General features: G+C 49.7%; 18 protein-coding genes. 12 read left to right on the forward strand and 6 right to left on the reverse strand.

Annotated elements, in window-relative coordinates; all coding sequences use genetic code 11:
• Window positions 1-17 precede the first annotated feature (17 nt).
• The 4 genes from MO867_RS02480 (at window position 18) to MO867_RS02495 (ending at window position 2,167) form a co-directional block, all read left to right on the forward strand.
• A complete protein-coding gene (locus MO867_RS02480; protein WP_252464366.1) occupies window positions 18-965 on the forward strand; it encodes a D-2-hydroxyacid dehydrogenase in 948 nt (315 codons plus the stop codon).
• Between the two features lie 194 nt (window positions 966-1,159).
• The gene (locus MO867_RS02485) at window positions 1,160-1,411 is read left to right on the forward strand and encodes a hypothetical protein (RefSeq protein WP_252464367.1); all 252 of its coding nucleotides are present in this window, start codon (window positions 1,160-1,162) and stop codon (window positions 1,409-1,411) included.
• Between the two features lie 38 nt (window positions 1,412-1,449).
• Entirely contained in the window at window positions 1,450-1,947 is a 498-nt protein-coding gene (locus MO867_RS02490; protein ID WP_252464368.1) for a hypothetical protein, read from the forward strand.
• Window positions 1,925-2,167, forward strand: coding sequence for a hypothetical protein (locus MO867_RS02495; RefSeq protein WP_252464369.1), 243 nt, complete (start codon window positions 1,925-1,927; stop codon window positions 2,165-2,167). The genes MO867_RS02490 and MO867_RS02495 overlap by 23 nt, the downstream gene beginning before the upstream one ends.
• Before the next feature lie 160 nt (window positions 2,168-2,327).
• On the opposite strand, the gene yghU is transcribed toward MO867_RS02495, so the two are convergent.
• The gene (gene yghU / locus MO867_RS02500; RefSeq protein ID WP_252464428.1) at window positions 2,328-3,203 is read right to left on the reverse strand and encodes a glutathione-dependent disulfide-bond oxidoreductase; all 876 of its coding nucleotides are present in this window, start codon (window positions 3,201-3,203) and stop codon (window positions 2,328-2,330) included.
• 393 nt (window positions 3,204-3,596) lie between these two features.
• On the opposite strand from yghU, the gene rsxA reads away from it, so the two are divergent.
• The 7 genes from rsxA (at window position 3,597) to MO867_RS02535 (ending at window position 10,446) form a co-directional block, all read left to right on the forward strand.
• A complete protein-coding gene (gene rsxA, locus MO867_RS02505; protein WP_252464370.1) occupies window positions 3,597-4,172 on the forward strand; it encodes an electron transport complex subunit RsxA in 576 nt (191 codons plus the stop codon).
• 9 nt (window positions 4,173-4,181) lie between these two features.
• Window positions 4,182-4,796, forward strand: coding sequence for an electron transport complex subunit RsxB (rsxB, locus tag MO867_RS02510; protein ID WP_252464371.1), 615 nt, complete (start codon window positions 4,182-4,184; stop codon window positions 4,794-4,796).
• Window positions 4,797-4,900: 104 nt separating this feature from the next.
• Entirely contained in the window at window positions 4,901-6,928 is a 2,028-nt protein-coding gene (rsxC, locus tag MO867_RS02515) for an electron transport complex subunit RsxC (protein ID WP_252464429.1), read from the forward strand.
• Window positions 6,928-7,980, forward strand: coding sequence for an RnfABCDGE type electron transport complex subunit D (locus MO867_RS02520; RefSeq protein ID WP_252464372.1), 1,053 nt, complete (start codon window positions 6,928-6,930; stop codon window positions 7,978-7,980). The genes rsxC and MO867_RS02520 overlap by 1 nt, the downstream gene beginning before the upstream one ends.
• A complete protein-coding gene (rsxG, locus tag MO867_RS02525) occupies window positions 7,980-8,684 on the forward strand; it encodes an electron transport complex subunit RsxG (RefSeq protein ID WP_252464373.1) in 705 nt (234 codons plus the stop codon). Before MO867_RS02520 ends, rsxG begins: the two co-directional genes overlap by 1 nt.
• Window positions 8,684-9,397, forward strand: a complete 714-nt coding sequence (locus tag MO867_RS02530; RefSeq protein ID WP_252464374.1) for an electron transport complex subunit E — start codon at window positions 8,684-8,686, stop codon at window positions 9,395-9,397. The genes rsxG and MO867_RS02530 overlap by 1 nt, the downstream gene beginning before the upstream one ends.
• A gap of 341 nt (window positions 9,398-9,738) precedes the next feature.
• Window positions 9,739-10,446 (forward strand): TetR/AcrR family transcriptional regulator, encoded by a 708-nt coding sequence (locus tag MO867_RS02535; RefSeq protein ID WP_252464375.1) that lies wholly within the window; start codon window positions 9,739-9,741, stop codon window positions 10,444-10,446.
• 109 nt (window positions 10,447-10,555) lie between these two features.
• On the opposite strand, the gene MO867_RS02540 is transcribed toward MO867_RS02535, so the two are convergent.
• Together MO867_RS02540 and MO867_RS02545 are read right to left on the reverse strand one after the other, a co-directional pair.
• Window positions 10,556-11,716 carry an SO2930 family diheme c-type cytochrome gene (locus tag MO867_RS02540; protein WP_252464376.1) on the reverse strand — a complete coding sequence of 387 codons (1,161 nt, stop codon included), beginning with the start codon at window positions 11,714-11,716 and terminating at the stop codon, window positions 10,556-10,558.
• A complete protein-coding gene (locus MO867_RS02545) occupies window positions 11,706-13,001 on the reverse strand; it encodes a parallel beta-helix domain-containing protein (RefSeq protein ID WP_252464377.1) in 1,296 nt (431 codons plus the stop codon). The genes MO867_RS02540 and MO867_RS02545 overlap by 11 nt, the downstream gene beginning before the upstream one ends.
• 221 nt (window positions 13,002-13,222) lie before the next feature.
• On the opposite strand from MO867_RS02545, the gene MO867_RS02550 reads away from it, so the two are divergent.
• On the forward strand, window positions 13,223-13,741 hold the full coding sequence (locus MO867_RS02550) for a hypothetical protein (protein ID WP_252464378.1): 519 nt from the start codon (window positions 13,223-13,225) through the stop codon (window positions 13,739-13,741).
• On the opposite strand, the gene MO867_RS02555 is transcribed toward MO867_RS02550, so the two are convergent.
• From MO867_RS02555 to MO867_RS02565, 3 genes are all read right to left on the reverse strand, one after another.
• Entirely contained in the window at window positions 13,738-14,673 is a 936-nt protein-coding gene (locus tag MO867_RS02555; protein WP_252464379.1) for an alpha/beta hydrolase, read from the reverse strand. The genes MO867_RS02550 and MO867_RS02555 overlap by 4 nt on opposite strands.
• Before the next feature lie 179 nt (window positions 14,674-14,852).
• Window positions 14,853-15,455 (reverse strand): Yip1 family protein, encoded by a 603-nt coding sequence (locus MO867_RS02560; protein ID WP_252464380.1) that lies wholly within the window; start codon window positions 15,453-15,455, stop codon window positions 14,853-14,855.
• A gap of 383 nt (window positions 15,456-15,838) precedes the next feature.
• Window positions 15,839-16,906 carry a branched-chain amino acid aminotransferase gene (locus MO867_RS02565; protein WP_252464381.1) on the reverse strand — a complete coding sequence of 356 codons (1,068 nt, stop codon included), beginning with the start codon at window positions 16,904-16,906 and terminating at the stop codon, window positions 15,839-15,841.
• Window positions 16,907-17,236: the final 330 nt, after the last annotated feature.

Raw genomic sequence — 17,236 nt, forward strand, 5'->3', positions numbered from 1 at the left:
GAAATCTAGGAGATTCCATGCGCGGCGTATTTCTGGACACATCGACAATGAAGCTGGAGGAGCTGAATACATCGGCCCTGCAAAACAGTCTAGACCAATGGGATTTCTATGAAACCACTTCAGCGGCAGAAGCCGCAGAACGACTTGCCAATGCGGATGTGATCATTACCAACAAGGTCATATTAAATCGCACATTATTGGAGCAGGCACACCATCTCAAGATAATTTGTGTTTGCGCAACGGGCACTAATAATATTGATTTGACTGCCGCACAAGCGTTGAATATTTCTGTATTTAACGTTAAAGGTTACGCCGGCGCATCAGTTCCTCAGCATACCTTCGCACTGATTTTGGCTCTGGCATCCAATTGGTATCGCTATCATGAGGATGTTTTCGCAGGCCGTTGGAGCCAATCCGAAATATTTTGCCTGCTCGATTATCCAGTTATTGAGCTTGCGGGGAAAACCCTCGGCATTATCGGTTATGGTGCACTGGGACAAAAAGTAGCAAAACTGGGGGAAGCCCTGGACATGCGAATACTGGTAGCTGAATCTTTTGATGAGAAAAAAACTGAAGGCCGAACCTCCCTACAGGGCCTATGTGCGGAGTCTGACGTAATCAGCCTTCACTGCCCTCTCAGTGAAAAAACAGAGCAGTTGGTCGATAAAAATTTTATCGCAACAATGAAACCCGGCGCGCTACTGGTCAATACCGCCCGCGGCGGCTTAGTGGACGAGCAGGCACTAGCCGATGCGTTGCGCAGTGGCCATCTCGGCGGCGCAGCCTTGGATGTTCTTAGCCAAGAGCCGCCACCGGTCAGTCACCCTCTGCTGGATAAAGATATCCCCAATTTGATTATCACGCCCCACAACGCCTGGATCAGCCGCGAATCCCGCCAGCGCCTGCTGGATGGCGTCGTGGAAAATATCCAAGCCTGGAAGAAAAAAAGACCCTCAAGCCCCTAGCACTCATGACGCTCGAACAACCTGACACTAGGATTAGGAGGGGGAAGAACACCTCGATATTTCTGACTGGGCTAATAGCAGAACAGCGCTATCTTTCCGGTAAAATAACTTAAAAAAAGCCCTTTTTTCAGGTGGGAATACCAAGATGGGACTATAGACTTCCTCGGCAATTAAACCCAGAGAGGAAAAACCTGATGGCAACCGCAAGATCTCCACACTCAAATTCCAGTAGGGATAAGCTGCAACAGGCCTATAATCTTGCTGGAGAAGCCGCTTCACAAGCAGCTGGCGGCTTGAAAGATAGAGCCAGATCCTCTGTAGAAACCCAGAGACAGCGCGCCACCAACGTAATGGAAAAGGCGGAATCTTCACTCAGGGAGCGCCCCATTCTCGCCGTTGGTTGTGCCTTTGTTGTCGGCTGGGCGATTGCGAAGCTGTTTAAGTAACGCTCTTTCTTTTTTTCAACTGGGAAGGACACCCCCTGATGGGTAATGAAAAAAAGTCCCAAGCGTCTGACGCAAATGCCGATCCAGCTGCGCAGGAGCGCAGCGCGGATCCAGCTTCCCCCCCACCATCAGAGGAAACTACTGATGGTGGGGGTGGAAACAGCCTCGAAGCAACCCTGGCCCGTGCCGAAGCGACACTTACCCTGCTGACAGCTTGGTTGGCCAACATCCAGAAATTGTTCCAGCTTGAGTTGGATAGAACACTGACTGCTGGGAAACGCATTATTGCTCTGCAACTGATATTACTGCCTTTGGGAGCGGCCGTGGTCGTCAGCCTCTGCGGAGGCGTCGGACTTATTGCCTATTATTTTTTGCAGTCCATTTACTTTGCTTTTCTGGTGTTTCTTTTAGCCCAGATAGGCATTCTGCTCGGCATTTTCATCTACCAAAAACAGCTGGTGCCACTGCTCGGTTTTGAAGAGACCAAACGCCAAGTTAAAGAGGCTTTGAACGATGTCGCTGAGACATTTAAATGAACAGATTACACAGTGCAGCCATGACATCGAGCAACAACGACTCGGTGTCATGGCAATTGTTGATCGACAACAACAGGAAGCGCAGCAGCGTTTGCAGTCAATACCACTTCCGCTAATGCTGGGCCTGGCACTTATTGCGGGTTTTGCGGCGGAGAAATTGTGGCAACTACCCAGCACATCACAACTGGTTCATTTCGCATTATCTCTACGGGCCTTCTAGCCAGTTGTTGAGAAAACCTGCCACGGCCTTTCTCAGCCCGGGTTTGTAACCTATGTGCGCAAACCCTCCTCAGTCAATCAAACCTTACTGGCTTGACCTGCAGTTCGAACATCCCTGTTAGGGTCAGCAGACTGCCTAGGTATACTTTCTTTTCGGACGGCTAGGTGTCTTTACCAACAATTTTATCCTGAGTGCTCTGCTCAAAGTCCTGAGCATCGTGACGCTCATGCAGCTGACCGCCGGGCTCGCCCCAGGTTCGATTGACCATGCGCCCGCGCTTTACCGCTGGTCGCTCCGCAATCTCTCCGACCCAACGATTGAGGTTTTTGTAGCTCTGAGTATCGAGAAACTCTGCTGCACCGTATGCCTCATTGCGAACCAGGGCGCCGTACCAGGGCCAGATAGCCATATCGGCTATGGTGTACTCCCGACCGGCAACAAACGGGTGTTTCGCCAACTGTTGATCCAGAACATCAAGTTGACGCTTAACTTCCATAGCAAAGCGATTAATCGGATATTCATATTTTTCCGGAGCATAGGCATAAAAATGTCCAAAGCCACCGCCGAGATAGGGTGCAGCTCCCATTTGCCAAAACAGCCAATTTAAGGTTTCGGTGCGCTGCTCCGGGGTATGGGGTAGAAAGGCACCAAATTTTTCTGCCAGGTACAAGAGGATGGAGCCACTCTCAAATACCCTGATAGGTGGCGTCGTGCTGCAGTCCAACAACACTGGAATTTTGGAGTTGGGGTTGGCCTCGACAAACCCACTGCCAAACTGCTCTCCTTCAGCAATACGAATCAAGTGAGCATCATACTCAGCCCCCTCAAACCCCAGCTCCAGTAACTCCTCTAACATGACCGTAGCTTTAACACCATTGGGCGTAGCCAGGGAATAGAGCTGTATCGGATGCCGCCCTTGGGGCAAGGCTTTATCATGGGTCGCTCCCGCCACTGGGCGGTTAATACTGGCAAAAGCTCCTCCGCTCTCACTATCCCATTGCCAGACTTTGGGTGGAGTATAGGCTTGGTTCGACATTAAACAGCTCCAACTGAAATTAAAGGTTGCTTTGATAAAGAACATTGCGCGCTCAATATACTGCACTGCACGAGCTGTGCGCTTATCACCAAGTACCAAAAGGTCATCGATATTGCACCGTCTCACGAGGTAGCGGGCCGCAGGCTGGAGCAATACGTCCATTCACTCGACGGCCCCCAGCCATACCAAGTTCTATTGTTGAGGAGGCCACCCTCCTAGTTCTATGCCACTGCGTATTATGGCTCCCCTTCCACGAGTTGAAGCCCCCAGGCGACTCACCCATAATACCCGCCCTGCGCGGCTTACGTCGGTGTGCACAAGGAGAGTTTTACTCCGCAGGCGCCATTGCCACTGTTCGCGCCACTTTGTTCAAGGGCTTCAACCGGACCTGTTATGACCGAATTTGCCGTCATTCTGCTCAGCACCATCTTGGTCAACAACTATGTGTTAGTGCAGTTTCTCGGCCTGTGCCCATTTATGGGCGTCTCCAATAAACTGGAGACGGCTGTGGGTATGGCCGGCGCTACTACCTTTGTGCTCACTCTTGCCTCTATTTGCTCCTACTTGGTCAACACCTACTTGCTGGAGCCGTTTGGCATCGAGTATCTCCGTACTATCTCTTTTATATTGGTGATCGCCGTCGTCGTGCAGTTCGCGCGGATGTTTATCGAAAAGACAAGTCCGCTGATGTACAAGGTTCTAGGCGTCTTTCTGCCCTTGATTACTACTAACTGCGCAGTTTTGGGTGTCGCCCTGCAAAATACGATGAAGGCGCATACTTTTATACAGTCCACCCTTTATGGATTTGGTGCTGCCGTGGGTTTTTCTCTGGTATTGATTCTTTTTTCTTCCATGCGCGAACGCTTATTCGCCGCCGACGTTCCCCTGCCTTTTCGCGGAGCGGCAATCGGTATGGTCACCGCCGGCCTGATGTCATTGGCGTTTATGGGCTTTGGCGGCCTAGTATAGGGTGGTGTAATGCTGGACTGGATTTCCGAAGTTTCCACCCCCCTTTTGGTGCTTGGCGGCATGGCATTGCTGTTTGGCGCGCTGCTGGGTTTTGCAGCCGTGCGCTTTCGTGTGGAAGGCGACCCGTTGGTGGAGCAGGTTGACGCGCTACTGCCTCAAACCCAGTGCGGCCAGTGTGGTTACCCCGGTTGTCGCCCTTACGCAGAAGCAATTGTGCACGGCGACACCATCAACAAATGTCCCCCCGGTGGTCAGGCCACTATCAATGAGTTGGCCAACCTTCTGGATATTGAACCTATGCCACTGGACGCTGAACACGGCGTGGAAGATATCAAGAAGGTGGCATATATCCGCGAAGCTGAGTGCATCGGTTGCACCAAATGTATCCAAGCCTGTCCGGTAGATGCCATTGCCGGCGCAGCAAAATATATGCATACCGTGATCACCGATGAGTGTACGGGCTGTGACCTCTGTGTCGAACCCTGCCCCGTGGACTGTATCGATATGGTGCCCATAGATACATCACTACAGGGCTGGCATCCGCACAAGCCCAATGACGGCTCAACACTGATTGCCAGCGACCGCCGCGATGTCCAAGCCGATATAAGGGGAGGTGTAGTTTGAACCCCGAAAACACCGAAGAAAGAAAAGTGCGTTCTCTTGAGTCTGTAAAGGAGAGGCGTGCGAACCGTGAAGCCCAGTTGATCGCCAGCGAGAAAGCGCGCGAACTGCGTCCCAATGACTTTCCCGGCGGTGTACACCCCCCAGAAAACAAACACCAGAGTACCGAGGAGCCAATTGGCGTCATCCCCCTGGCCGAGGATCTGATTGTCCCCCTGCTCCAGCACACAGGCGCAACGGCTCTGCCCGTAGTCAAGCTGGGCGAGCAGGTATTAAAGGGACAAAAAATTGCCGAGGCGGATGGCTTGATCAGCTGCCCAGTACATGCACCCAGCTCTGGCAAAGTAATCGCCATAGAGCCCTGTGCTGTACCCCACCCTTCGGGACTGCTGGAAGATTGCATTGTGATTCGTACCGACGGGGAAGACTCCTGGTGCGCGCTAACCCCCTGCGAGGACCACACCCAGCGGTCACCAGTTGACCTACTGGAAAAAATCCGTGATTGCGGCATCGCCGGTATGGGGGGCGCCGGGTTTCCCACCGCCGTCAAACTGGATCCTCACGGCGGCGCCGAAATTGATACGCTCATTATTAATGGGACCGAGTGCGAACCCTATATCACTGCCGACGATATGCTGATGCGCGAACGCGCCGATGAAATTATCGCCGGTGTGGAGATCCTCGCCTATATTCTCGATCAACCCGAACGGGTACTGATCGGTATAGAGGACAACAAACCCAAAGCCATCCGTGCCATGCGCCGCGCGGTGAAAGGTACCCGCTTCGATATCGTGGTATTTCCCACCAAGTATCCTTCTGGCGGTGAAAAGCAATTAATTCAAATCCTGACCGACCGGGAAGTGCCCAATAAAGGGTTGCCCGCAAATGTGGGGATTGTCTGCCAGAATGTGGGTACCGCCCGTGCAGTTTATCGTGCCATTCGCTTCGGGGAGCCGCTGATCAGTCGGGTCACCACCGTCGTCGGCAAAGCTCTAGCGCAACAACGTAATATCGAAGTCCCTATCGGCACCCCAATACAACATATTCTGAGTTATCACGGCATCCATCGCGGCCTGATGCAAAAGGTCATCATCGGCGGACCCATGATGGGGTATACCATTGATGATCAGCGCGCACCGATTGTCAAAACCACCAACTGCTTGCTTGTACCCTCCCGAGAGGAGTTGCCGCCGGCACCCGTAGCCCAGGCTTGCATTCGCTGCGGTTTCTGCGCCGAAGCCTGCCCTGCCTCCCTATTACCCCAGCAACTTTACTGGTATGCCCGCGCCGATGAACGCGACAAGTTACAGGCCTACAATCTGTTTGACTGCATTGAATGCGGCGCCTGCTCCTATGTATGCCCCAGCACCATTCCACTGGTGCAGTACTACCGCGCAGCCAAGGGCGCTATTCGTATTGCCGAGGCGGAGAAGGAGAAGTCCGACCGCGCCCGCGATCGATTTGAGTTCCGTAAACTGCGACTCGAAAAAGCAGAGAAAGAAAAAGAAGCAAAGCGGGAATCACGGCGCAAGGCGGCCGAGCAGGCACGCCAGCAACGGGAGCAAAACCCAGAATCATCCCAGGCAAAGGCGAGCCAGCAGAATACGGATGTGGTCGCCGCAGCCCTGGCCAGAGTCAAATCCCGCCAGGAAGATCCCAAGCAGTTGCTTGCCCGTGCCCAGCGGGCCCGGTCCAGTGCCGAGAGCCGTGTCGAACGATTGCGCAACAAACTGGAAGCTGCTGCCGAAATCCAGCGCGACTCGCTCGCAGCGCAACTCAAAGCTGCGGAAGTAAAGCTTCAGGATGCACAGCACAAATTGACCTTGGCCGAGCGGCGTGCAGACCGCGATACCACTCGGGGACCCAACAAGGAAGAAACCAGTGCCGCTGAAAGGGCCATTATCCGGGCACGAGCTACAGCGGGAGCACGGGCGCAGATGAGCGATACGGACAAACTCGCCGCAGATGTCGAAGCCCTGCGCAAGCGCGCTAATAAAGCCCAGGCACGACTGAAAAAAGCTCGCGATGAGGGCGATGCTAATCTGGGCGCTTTCGAAACTGCCCTCGAGAAGTTACAGAAAAAACTGGAAGACAAAATGCACGAACTACAAGCCGTACAGGATGGAGAGCAATAATGTCTCTGATGCGCGCCAGCTCCCCACACGCCCGCTCCGGCAATGACACAACCAAAGTCATGCTTCAGGTCGCAGCCGCCACCGCCCCGGGCGTACTGGCGCTGGTAATTTATTTTGGTATTGGTGTACTAATTAATATCGCCCTGTGCACAATTACCGCCCTCTTGTGCGAAGCGGCAGTGATGAGGTTGCGCGGCAGGCCTGCCGCTTTTTACCTGAGAGACTGCAGTGCTTTTGTAACTGCCCTGCTACTTGGCATCGCCCTGCCGCCCTACTGTGCCTGGTGGCTGCCCGTCGCCGGAACGGCGGTCGCCATCCTGTTAGCCAAACACCTTTACGGGGGTATGGGCTACAACCCCTTCAACCCCGCCATGGTGGGCTATGTTGTTCTGCTGATCAGCTTCCCAGTGGATATGACCCGCTGGGTCGGCGCAGCAGAGGTAATTGGAGGCGCTCCCAGTGTCGAAGAGGCCTTCTCTCTGATAGTGGGTAGTTACAATGTTGACGGTTTCACCCGCGCAACACCACTAGAGATAGTGCGCCTCAACGAGTCAGTACTTTTATCCCAGCTATACGAGGTGGAACCTGTGCTCAACAAAGGCACATTCGCTGGAGTTGGCTGGGAAACTGTCAGCTTTGGATTCCTTCTGGGAGGCTTGTTCTTATTGTTTCGCGGCATTATTAGCTGGCATGCACCCGCTGCCATGCTGGCCACGCTGACACTGACCTCTCTGTTTTTTTATGATAGTGGCAGCTCTCTGTCCGAGGGCTCGCCACTGCTGCATTTATTCTCTGGCGCCACCATGTTTGGAGCCTTTTTCATCATTACAGACCCGGTGAGCGGCGCCACCAGTAACCGCGGGCGTTTGATTTTTGGTGCCGGTGTTGGACTACTGACCTATGTGATCCGCGCCTGGGGCACCTATCCAGATGCGCTGGCCTTTGCCGTACTGTTAATGAATTTTGCCACGCCCACCATTGATAATTACACGCTTCCACGTACTTACGGGCACAAGCGGCCACGGCGCGCCACTGACTTAGAGGAGCACTGATGTTAAAGCAGTCAATAGCCACCAATGCGGCAGTGCTGACTTTATTCGCCCTTGTGACCGCCGGAACCCTGGCGGTCACCCAGATCACCACCAAAGAGCCTATTGAGCGAGCTATCCGACAGGCCTCAGCAAAAGCCCTCCTGGAAATTATTCCCCTGGAACGCCACAGCAACGACATACTGGTAGATACCTATCCAGTCCCTAAAACCTACTGGAGCCAACTGGGGCTCAATCAGGGTGGCGATATCAATCTGGCGCGGGAGGAAAATGGGCGTATTACTGCTGTGATCATCCCCGCCGTGACACCCGATGGATATTCAGGCCCAATAAAAATGCTGGTGGGCGTCAATCGCGATGGCACAATCGCTGGAGTCAGGGTGACAAGTCACAGCGAAACCCCTGGCCTAGGTGACAAAGTTGATTTGAAAAAAAGCGATTGGATACTTCAATTTGATGGCCTGTCACTTCAAAACCCTCCATCCGCCGAGTGGAAAGTTCAGAAGGATGGCGGAGTGTTCGACGAATTTACCGGCGCAACCATCACTCCGCGTGCCGTCGTTAACGAAATTCATCAGGTCCTGGAATTTATCGCAAAGCATCACCAGCAAATATTTAATGTGCCAGTCTCCAAGCGGGCTGTGGAAGTAGAAAGCACCGAGCACGCCCCAGAGAAAAAACCAACAATGGACACGGAGCAAAATTGATGGCGGTACCCGGTTACACAGAAATCGCCCAAAATGGTTTGTGGAAAAACAACCCTGCTCTCGTACAATTATTGGGACTGTGTCCCCTGCTGGCAGTCACCGGCTCTGTGGTCAATGGAATCGGCTTGGGCCTTGCGACCACAGGGGTTATGGCCTGTTCCAACCTCGCTGTATCACTGCTTCGACGACAAATGCCAGATACGGTAAGGCTACCGGCCTCTGTTATGATTATCGCGACCTTTGTCACCTGCGTCGAATTATTGATGAAAGCCTATACCTACGAACTCTATTTAGTGCTGGGTATCTTTATTCCTCTTATCGTGACCAATTGTGCCATTCTCGGTCGTGCTGACGCTTTCGCCAGTAAAAATCCAATTCTGCCATCGCTCGCCGATGGATTTATGATGGGGGTGGGGTTTACGGCAGTATTGATTGTGATCGGCGCAGTGCGAGAAGTTCTCGGACAGGGAACGCTATTTTCAGATATGGATTTGCTGCTTGGGCCTATGGCTAGTGACTGGGGAATATCGGTATTTGGCGGCGACTACCCTGGCGTGCTCGTTGCGGTGCTCCCTCCCGGTGCATTTCTCGTTGCCGGTTTATTGATCGCGGGCAAAAATGCCATCGACATAGAAATGGAAAGGCGCAAAAGCCAACGTGTTAAAATTATCCCAGGCTCAAAGCGCGTGCGAGTCACCGGAAAAATTTCTTAATCCTTCAATCCCAGCTCTGCAATAACCAACATAACTCGGCGATCGGATGGCAATTCAACAGGCTGTTCAATTGCCGAGTTCAATTAATCATTTCTACACAAAGCGTGAACCCCCTCACTAAACGGGTTTTAGCCGATTTTTCATCTCCTTTTTTTTCAGTAACATGATATCTCCCAAATACGCCCTCATTTTTGACATCGATTGCGTTGCATTGGTGCAATAGTCGTGTAATCGAATGTAATAGCATTATTCCCTTTTTTTAATTTTGTTTGGCTAGAATGGCACGGCCGATCTGCTCTACCTTGCTATCGGCGCCAACGCACTAAGACAGGGATAACGCTATGACTGTAGACACCGGAAAGTCTGAATTGGTCTACCACGGCCGCCGGGCCCAACGCGCAGACAGCCGCCTGCGGCGTAAGGCGATTCTAGAGGCCACCCTGAGATTGATCGTTAGAGAAGGTATTCGCGGAATTAGACACCGCGCCGTAGCCCGGGAAGCAAGCGTGCCTCTTGCAGCTACAACTTACTACTTCAAGGATCTGAGTGATCTCATCAGCGACTCATTTACTTATTTTGTCGAGCAGGGTCTCGAAAATACCCGCCAACTTCAGGAAGAGAGCTTTAGTGCCGCACGTAATTTGTCGGCTCAGGAACGCGCTTCCCATAGCAGCCGTAAATTACTGATTCAACAGCTAACTCGTTTTATCTTGACTCATGTCCGCACTCAAGCTGAGGACCGGGACCGCAGATTGGTTGAGCTGGCATTTCGCAATGAAGCACTGCGTAATGAGCAACTAACTCGTGCAGTACGTATGGCAAATCACGCCAGAGAGTCCATGATCAGAGAGTTTTTCCAGCTGTTAGGGCTTTCTGACTCTGAAGCTGCTGCGCAAATTGCTCATGGAACTATATTAAATCTCGAATATGAAATCCTGAGTGGCGCAGTTTCCATTGAATCGCCATTACTTGAGCGCACGGTTACTCTGATGGTAAACGGATTGATTCCAGCTGCAACCACGGTGGCCGAAACTGCCGCATACGGCTGACTTTATTCTCAGTACCCGTCTCCAGGAAAGGGTATGGAGTTGTCCCCTCCATACTCACCCTCCCCAAACACTATAATAGTAATACAATAAACTCCTCGCGCAGAACTCCTCAAGTGCAGCTCCCCGGTAGCGAGCTTACCCATTGCTTTAGTAATTCGACGCCTTCTACATGCACAATGCTCCTGCCCAACTCCGGCATCATAGCCTCTGGAGCTGTAGATTCGACGCGGAAATTCAAAATTGAATTTTCAGGGTCACCCGGGACTATCGCAAATAAACGCCCCCCACTACCTGCACCGGCAGCTATAGGGGGTTTGCATAGCCCCAGTTTGCGCCAATCAAGTTCACCTCCATGAAGCATCAAACCCGAGGTATCGGCAGCTCCTTTGGGGTTGTGGCAATGCCCACAATTAATGTCCAGATAGGCTCTAGCCCGATCATCAAGGGATACAGCCTCATCGTAAATACTGGCATTTTTCGGCAAGCTATCGAGTTGAGGGACACCGCGCAAGTAGCCAGATTTCTGCCAATATAACAATTGATTTTCAACTCCCGTCAAATATGGATAGTCCTTATTTAGGTGCCGAGCTCTTGGTCCAAGAGGAGAAATTGCTTTCTCAGTAAAATTATCTGCATGGCATCCGGCACATTGATTAGCATCAGGGACTACATAGGTCAGCGCTTGCCGCTGTCCATCATGCCCAACCAGTTTAAATTTTTTGGCATCACCGGCAATCTCCAGAGTTGCCTCTGTTTGCTCTTTATTCCACACGTAAGGCAAGGCCTGCCAACCGGTTTTACGTTTGACCAAAAGACGAGTCTCTACCAGGCGTATTCGGTCCAGACTTAAGACCCTGCCAAAATAACCCTTAATATAATCCTTGGAAAAGTCATCTGTACGAAGAACCGCTCCACTCCTATTTTTCGGGTAATAAAAGGTCTTACTTAAGATTGTACCCACCGGGTAATCAAACTGGTCCTCTGCATAGATTGCAGGGGTTCCCTCAGGCAACCAAATTGTTCTTAGCTTATGGGCATAATCGGTAAACAAACCAGTATTTAAGTCATATGGAACTACCCGATCACTGGGGGAGAGAGCACCTTTTTGCAACTCTAGCAATTGCCAATCACTTAGTTTTTTCGGTACGTTCTCTTCAGAAAATAAATGAACCGAAGATCGCGAGCCATCACAACCTATTAGCCCTGCAATACATACAATCCTTAACCAACCAAAAAGCAATCTCATCAGGTCATAACTACTATTTTTCATCGGGCCCCTCTAGCGCTGCCAGGTGATCCGCCTTACTCTGTGTATTATCAAAATCCAGAACCACTTTAGATAGCTTTTTCAAACTACACCTATGAAAAGATAGATCTGTTGATATATTTCTGTAGCCGTTGAGAAAATCCACATTGAGGATACCGGCTGAACCATTATCAATACACAATTTAAATTCTTCCGGCAACTCACCATCAACCAATTTTTCCTGATTGATCACGCCATCCCAAAGAATATCAGGGAGACGTCCAAACAAACCAAACTTAGCTAACTTCAAAGCTTTTAGTTTCAGATGATCAGGGGAGGCTCCACCTCCGGAAAAATTATTATCGTAAATATAAATACTTTCCGGATAGGGATCGAAATCTGCCTGCGTAGATTTATCCCCGTAGTAACCCGCAGTAAAATAGCTACTGATAACAATGTTTGCGGTATTATTCTCCGCTATTTCATTTTTAAATATTTCTACCCGGTCATTAGAATTTATCACTATTCCAGAACCTGCTGGGACTGCTGCCACCGGAGTCCCTTCGTGGCCAAAGTTATCCGTATTATTGTTAAATATTTTATTCTCAAATATACGGGTACTGTGTCCAGGTTGGGGGAGATTTGGCATATTAAACACTAGGATCCCCCCAGTATTATTAATCGCCACGTTGCCGTAGACATCTGCACCAATAGTATTCTCCACTTCAATACCAGCAACATTAGATTCAGCACGACTACCTCTAACAATGACGTTCCGGGACTGGCCAACATAGATGCCGGCATCTGAAGCGCCAATAGCCACGACGCCTTCAATTAAAGTATTCCGAGTTTGAACCGGATAAACCCCATAGGCCCCATTGCTAGTGGCGGGACCATTGGTCCACTCTACCCGCACATTGCGTATGATAATATTTTCACCCCCATTCACTTTCAGGGCATCACCAACCGTATCTTCAATTGCCAGATTTTCAATGGTGAAATCACTAGCACTAACCAAAATCCCTTCAGCCCCCTGAATCTGCTCTTTGAAGGAGAGGATTGTCTTATCCATTCCAGCCCCACGAATGGTTACACCGTTAACATTCAGGGATAGACTGCGATTTATACTGAATACTCCCTCAGGAATATCAATAACATCTCCTGGCTTTGAGGATATCAATTTTCTCAACAGCTGCTTCTGGAAGTCAGCAGTATCCAGCATAGTCTTGGGTTTATCCTCCCCACCTCCAGAGCAGCCAAGAGACAACAACAAAAATAAAACCACTCCTATGCTCGTAAAGTTTTTCATAGCCATTCCTTTATACGAATTATTGTAAATAGCGCCTTCAAACAGGCCTAAATAGGTACTAATGTACCAATTAAACCCCGAGTTAATGGGTTAAAGCCCAGAATGATATTATCCAACCCACACCCCTGCTTCAAGACACTATTATTAACACAGAATATATTTCCAAAAGTGATTTAAATGCCAGTAACTAATAAGCTGCCAACCATTCAAGGTCAATCCAATTGGCAAACCGTGAAATGAAAAAATACAGCTTCTTGCTATTTTATTTTTTCACACTCAACACTGCCGCATTAGCAGAAGAGAAACTATTTATTGAAATAAAAACCACAGATGGATTATACCTGCACTCAGAACAACGCTTAACCTGGAACTCATTTAACATAACTAGCGACCCCAGTTATGTGAAAAGTGCGCAAAGCGAATACCTGGCCATAAAATGTGGCGGACCATGGGGAGCAGTGAAATATCGGTTAACGTTTGTTGACGGGCCTGGATTTAAACTTCATATGAGGGGCAATCAGTTGATCCTTCAAATTATTGAATACAACGTTATCAGTTCAGAGCAGGCCATAAATGCCATGAGCATACATTGCATTGATACTGAGCCAAAACAAACAATAAAATCGATTGCAGAAATTATGATCAACCAATCAAATTATAAAGAAGAGACGTTGGAACTCAAGAATGGCTACGAAGTAACCTATCAATATTCCATCTCCGAAGAATCCATCCTCAACTAATCATTCAAGAAAGAATTCATACGAGAATATACTTTTGAACACTCTCCTTTCACCAATTCTTCGAAATTAAGAAATGGGTGGATCATATCTGTAAAGTGAATATTTTCAGATCTAACCCCCACCTCTTCGACCTTGCGGAAATAAATATCCCCGGCATCTCGATGAGGGCAAAATTCTACTGTGAATACCAGTGTTTCCGGCAATCCTGCAGTGAAATCCATAAAAAGAGGAGATGCCTCTCGTCTACACTGCCCCTCTCTAAAGTACTGCCCGAGATACCAAACTGACTTCCTGGTTTCAAGGAAATAACCCGCAGCATTCTCCTGATGAGACTTCAAACGCATGGTGTAATCCAGAACGGGGTAAATCAAAACTTGCTTCTTTATCTTGACGCTATAATCAAATTGCGCCAAATGTGACATGGTTGCAGCCAGTGCACCACCCGCAGAATCTCCCGCTACCGACAAACTAGGTTGATAGTATTGGCCCATCCGGTCTAATGCAGTCCACACACCAGTGACGACTGCATAACAATCTGTTACTCCGCATGGATACCGGCTTTCAGGCGCCAGTCGATATTCAGGTGCGACAACAATATGTTTAGTTGCTCTAGAAATCTTCCGACAAATAGAATCAAAAGATGCAACACTGCCCGCAACATGACCACCACCGTGGAAATACACGAGAACGGGCAGCACCTCATCTGGATAAGGAATAAAAACCCTGATTGGAATATCATATCCAGACGCATACACCACGCCATCACGTATCGATGCAATCTCGGGGGTATCTGTCACATACTTACTAATCAGGTTTGCAGATGTTTCTCGAACATTAATCACATTGAACTCAAACCCTTCTGAAAATTTACCTTTCATTAAGTGGTTGAATTCATCGAGAAACTCAGAGAGCCTATCGTTTACTTTACGCATCGCAGTTTTACAATTAATTTAGAAAATGCTATCAGCTTTAGTTAAAGGAAAGCATGAATTCACTTGACGTGAATTCAGCTAATCGCACCCTTCCCAAAATGATTACTGCACTACTACAAAAAGACCAAGCTAAACTGCATCAATTCCTTTAATTCATATTCGAAATAATTGTAAGGCCCTCAGGAGGAGTAGAAGACAGGTGCGGATACATAACTCCAGAATAAAACTGTAGCAACCATGATCAGAACTGCCATAACCATCGACACAGTAATAATTGCACTAGCAAAAAGGAAGCCACGCTCTTCTGACACCCCCATAACAATAGGAATACCCAAATAAAGCAAGTAGACGGCATAGGCCACAGCGACTGTTGCAAGAAGAATATCCAGCCACAAAACAGGGTAGACTCCAGCCACTCCCGCAATAAAAATAGGAGTCGCAGTAAATCCTGCAATAACAATCCCCTTCATAGGGTGTGTTTTTGCTCCATAGGTCTTCGCCATCCAGTGAATACAATAGCCAATAGTGGCGACAGCCAAAACCATTGTGAAATAGAACACAGCCACTAATTCTAGCGCGCTTTGGCCAGTGATTCTTACCGGATCCCCGCTGCCGATAGACCAACCAACCTGCGTCGTACCAAAGAACCATGCAACTGCCGGCAGCAATGCCAAAACAATGACATAGGGCAGTTGCCTGTGCAGGTTTTTTTCAGAGAGTCCGCCAATAAGCTGCCACTGCCTACGAGGCTGTAGCATAAGGCCAAATATATGGGTCAACATCTCGTTTTCCTCAACTTTGTAAGGAACTTAAAGCGAGACCTGTGGGCTCAAATTGATCTTGGAACTGCTGGTCAAAATGAGGTGTACCGCAAAAAGGTCACCCTCAAGCTCCAGTTTGGTTCTTATATATCCAATTCACTTTTAGGTGCTGAGGTCGCTCAAGTCAACAGACTCCATAAAATTGGCGGGTATACTCACACTATCGTTTCGCCTGGAAACAATCGAGTACCGGGTACTGCTACAAAAAAACCCGAAGGTGATAGAAACAGACTCCAAGCGCCATTGTTTTAAAACTTGTTTTTTGGAAAGCTGTAGGGGAATTTAAGAGGAGAACCAGGCCGCCGCAGGTGGCCGCCCGGCTAAAAATAGTTTCTGGAATCCATTCAACTATTTACAGGTTCAACGGCCTTCATCCAGTCATATGTGTCCTCAGACCGCCCCTCCTGAATATCTAGCAAGGCTTGTCGTAAGTGTTCCGCTACAGGGCCAGGTGTATACGGCAACGAGTATTCTTGGCCGCCGTCGCCAATCACACTAATGGGACTGATTATCGCCGCAGTGCCACAGGCAAAAGCTTCGCTGCACTCCCCTGAGGCGATCTGCTCCAGTAATTCATCTATCGGGACAGCTCGTTCAACCACGGTGTAACCGAGTCCCTTGGCAAGTTGAATCAAGGAGTGACGGGTAATCCCTTCAAGAATGGAGCCGTTCAAGGCAGGGGTGTATAGACTGCCATCGATTACGGCAAAGAAGTTCATGCCAGACAGTTCATCAATATTTTGCCGATTTGCCGGGTTCAACCATAGGGATTGGTCATAGCCCCGCTCCCTGAGACGACCGATACTAAGAAGCGAGCTCGCATAGTTGCCCCCCACTTTTGCATCTCCAGTCCCTCCTACGGCAGCTCGAGCATCTTCCCGCTCGATCCATAAACGCATATTGCCAGAATGATAGGCCTCTGAGGGACTGGCTATCACATAGAACTCGTATGAGTTGCTGGCTGAAACCGTTAAATCGGGTTGTGTTCCCATCAGGAATGGCCTGAGGTAGAGGGACTCGCCACTATTGCTGGGGACTAAATTAGTACAGTGGGCAGTGACAACCCGGACGCCATCAAGGAATAGGGATTCAGGAACCGAAGGCATACACAATCGCTGGGCAGAATACGCCATTCGCGCAGCGTTCATTTCTGGACGAAATAGTGCTGCCCCACCCTCTTCAGTGCGGTAAGCCTTCATCCCCTCAAAGCACGATTGAGCATAGTGGAGCACTTTTGCTGCCGGGTCGACGGTCAGGGGGGCATAGGGGATCAGTTCCCCGTTGCTCCAGCAGCCATCCTGCCAGACGGCGCGAAACATCACTGGAGCCATGGCAGTACCGAAGCCTAGCTTCTCTGGCACTTCATAACCTCGAAGGCTTACCGCGATCTCTGGATCGATATAGATACTCACCGGACTCTCCTCTGGATTCGAATCAGCTGATTATGGCGCCTGTTACGCATCAATCCAAATAGATCCACCCTTAAGAGTCTTGCAATAGTCATCTGTGTCTACATCCAGCCCATTTATTAGGATAAAAACCTTTACCCATTGCAAGCAACCATCCTTGAAAGGCTCTTGTCAGACAAATTGGTAAACCCCACAAAATCTTGTCCGACTTAGCAGCGTCGCGGGATCAAACCTAGTCGACAAATTTTTGGCATCTACTTACAGACCAGTCACCCTACTTTTCACTCCGAGCTGCTAAACCAAAAGGGTGGTACCAGGCATGTTGGCGCCATG

The sequence above is a fragment of the Microbulbifer okhotskensis genome, from assembly GCF_023895975.1.
In the GTDB taxonomy this organism is placed as follows: Bacteria; Pseudomonadota; Gammaproteobacteria; order Pseudomonadales; family Cellvibrionaceae; genus Microbulbifer; species Microbulbifer okhotskensis.

Bases quoted from the DNA above. Each gene is read 5' to 3' on its own strand.
- MO867_RS02480 (WP_252464366.1), top strand. From the start codon at position 18: ATGCGCGGCGTATTTCTGGACACATCGACAATGAAGCTGGAGGAGCTG.
- MO867_RS02485 (WP_252464367.1), top strand. From the start codon at position 1,160: ATGGCAACCGCAAGATCTCCACACTCAAATTCCAGTAGGGATAAGCTG.
- MO867_RS02490 (WP_252464368.1), top strand. From the start codon at position 1,450: ATGGGTAATGAAAAAAAGTCCCAAGCGTCTGACGCAAATGCCGATCCA.
- MO867_RS02495 (WP_252464369.1), top strand. From the start codon at position 1,925: ATGTCGCTGAGACATTTAAATGAACAGATTACACAGTGCAGCCATGAC.
- yghU (WP_252464428.1), bottom strand. From the start codon at position 3,203: ATGTCGAACCAAGCCTATACTCCACCCAAAGTCTGGCAATGGGATAGT.
- rsxA (WP_252464370.1), top strand. From the start codon at position 3,597: ATGACCGAATTTGCCGTCATTCTGCTCAGCACCATCTTGGTCAACAAC.
- rsxB (WP_252464371.1), top strand. From the start codon at position 4,182: ATGCTGGACTGGATTTCCGAAGTTTCCACCCCCCTTTTGGTGCTTGGC.
- MO867_RS02520 (WP_252464372.1), top strand. From the start codon at position 6,928: ATGTCTCTGATGCGCGCCAGCTCCCCACACGCCCGCTCCGGCAATGAC.
- rsxG (WP_252464373.1), top strand. From the start codon at position 7,980: ATGTTAAAGCAGTCAATAGCCACCAATGCGGCAGTGCTGACTTTATTC.
- MO867_RS02530 (WP_252464374.1), top strand. From the start codon at position 8,684: ATGGCGGTACCCGGTTACACAGAAATCGCCCAAAATGGTTTGTGGAAA.
- MO867_RS02535 (WP_252464375.1), top strand. From the start codon at position 9,739: ATGACTGTAGACACCGGAAAGTCTGAATTGGTCTACCACGGCCGCCGG.
- MO867_RS02540 (WP_252464376.1), bottom strand. From the start codon at position 11,716: ATGAAAAATAGTAGTTATGACCTGATGAGATTGCTTTTTGGTTGGTTA.
- MO867_RS02545 (WP_252464377.1), bottom strand. From the start codon at position 13,001: ATGAAAAACTTTACGAGCATAGGAGTGGTTTTATTTTTGTTGTTGTCT.
- MO867_RS02555 (WP_252464379.1), bottom strand. From the start codon at position 14,673: ATGCGTAAAGTAAACGATAGGCTCTCTGAGTTTCTCGATGAATTCAAC.
- MO867_RS02560 (WP_252464380.1), bottom strand. From the start codon at position 15,455: ATGTTGACCCATATATTTGGCCTTATGCTACAGCCTCGTAGGCAGTGG.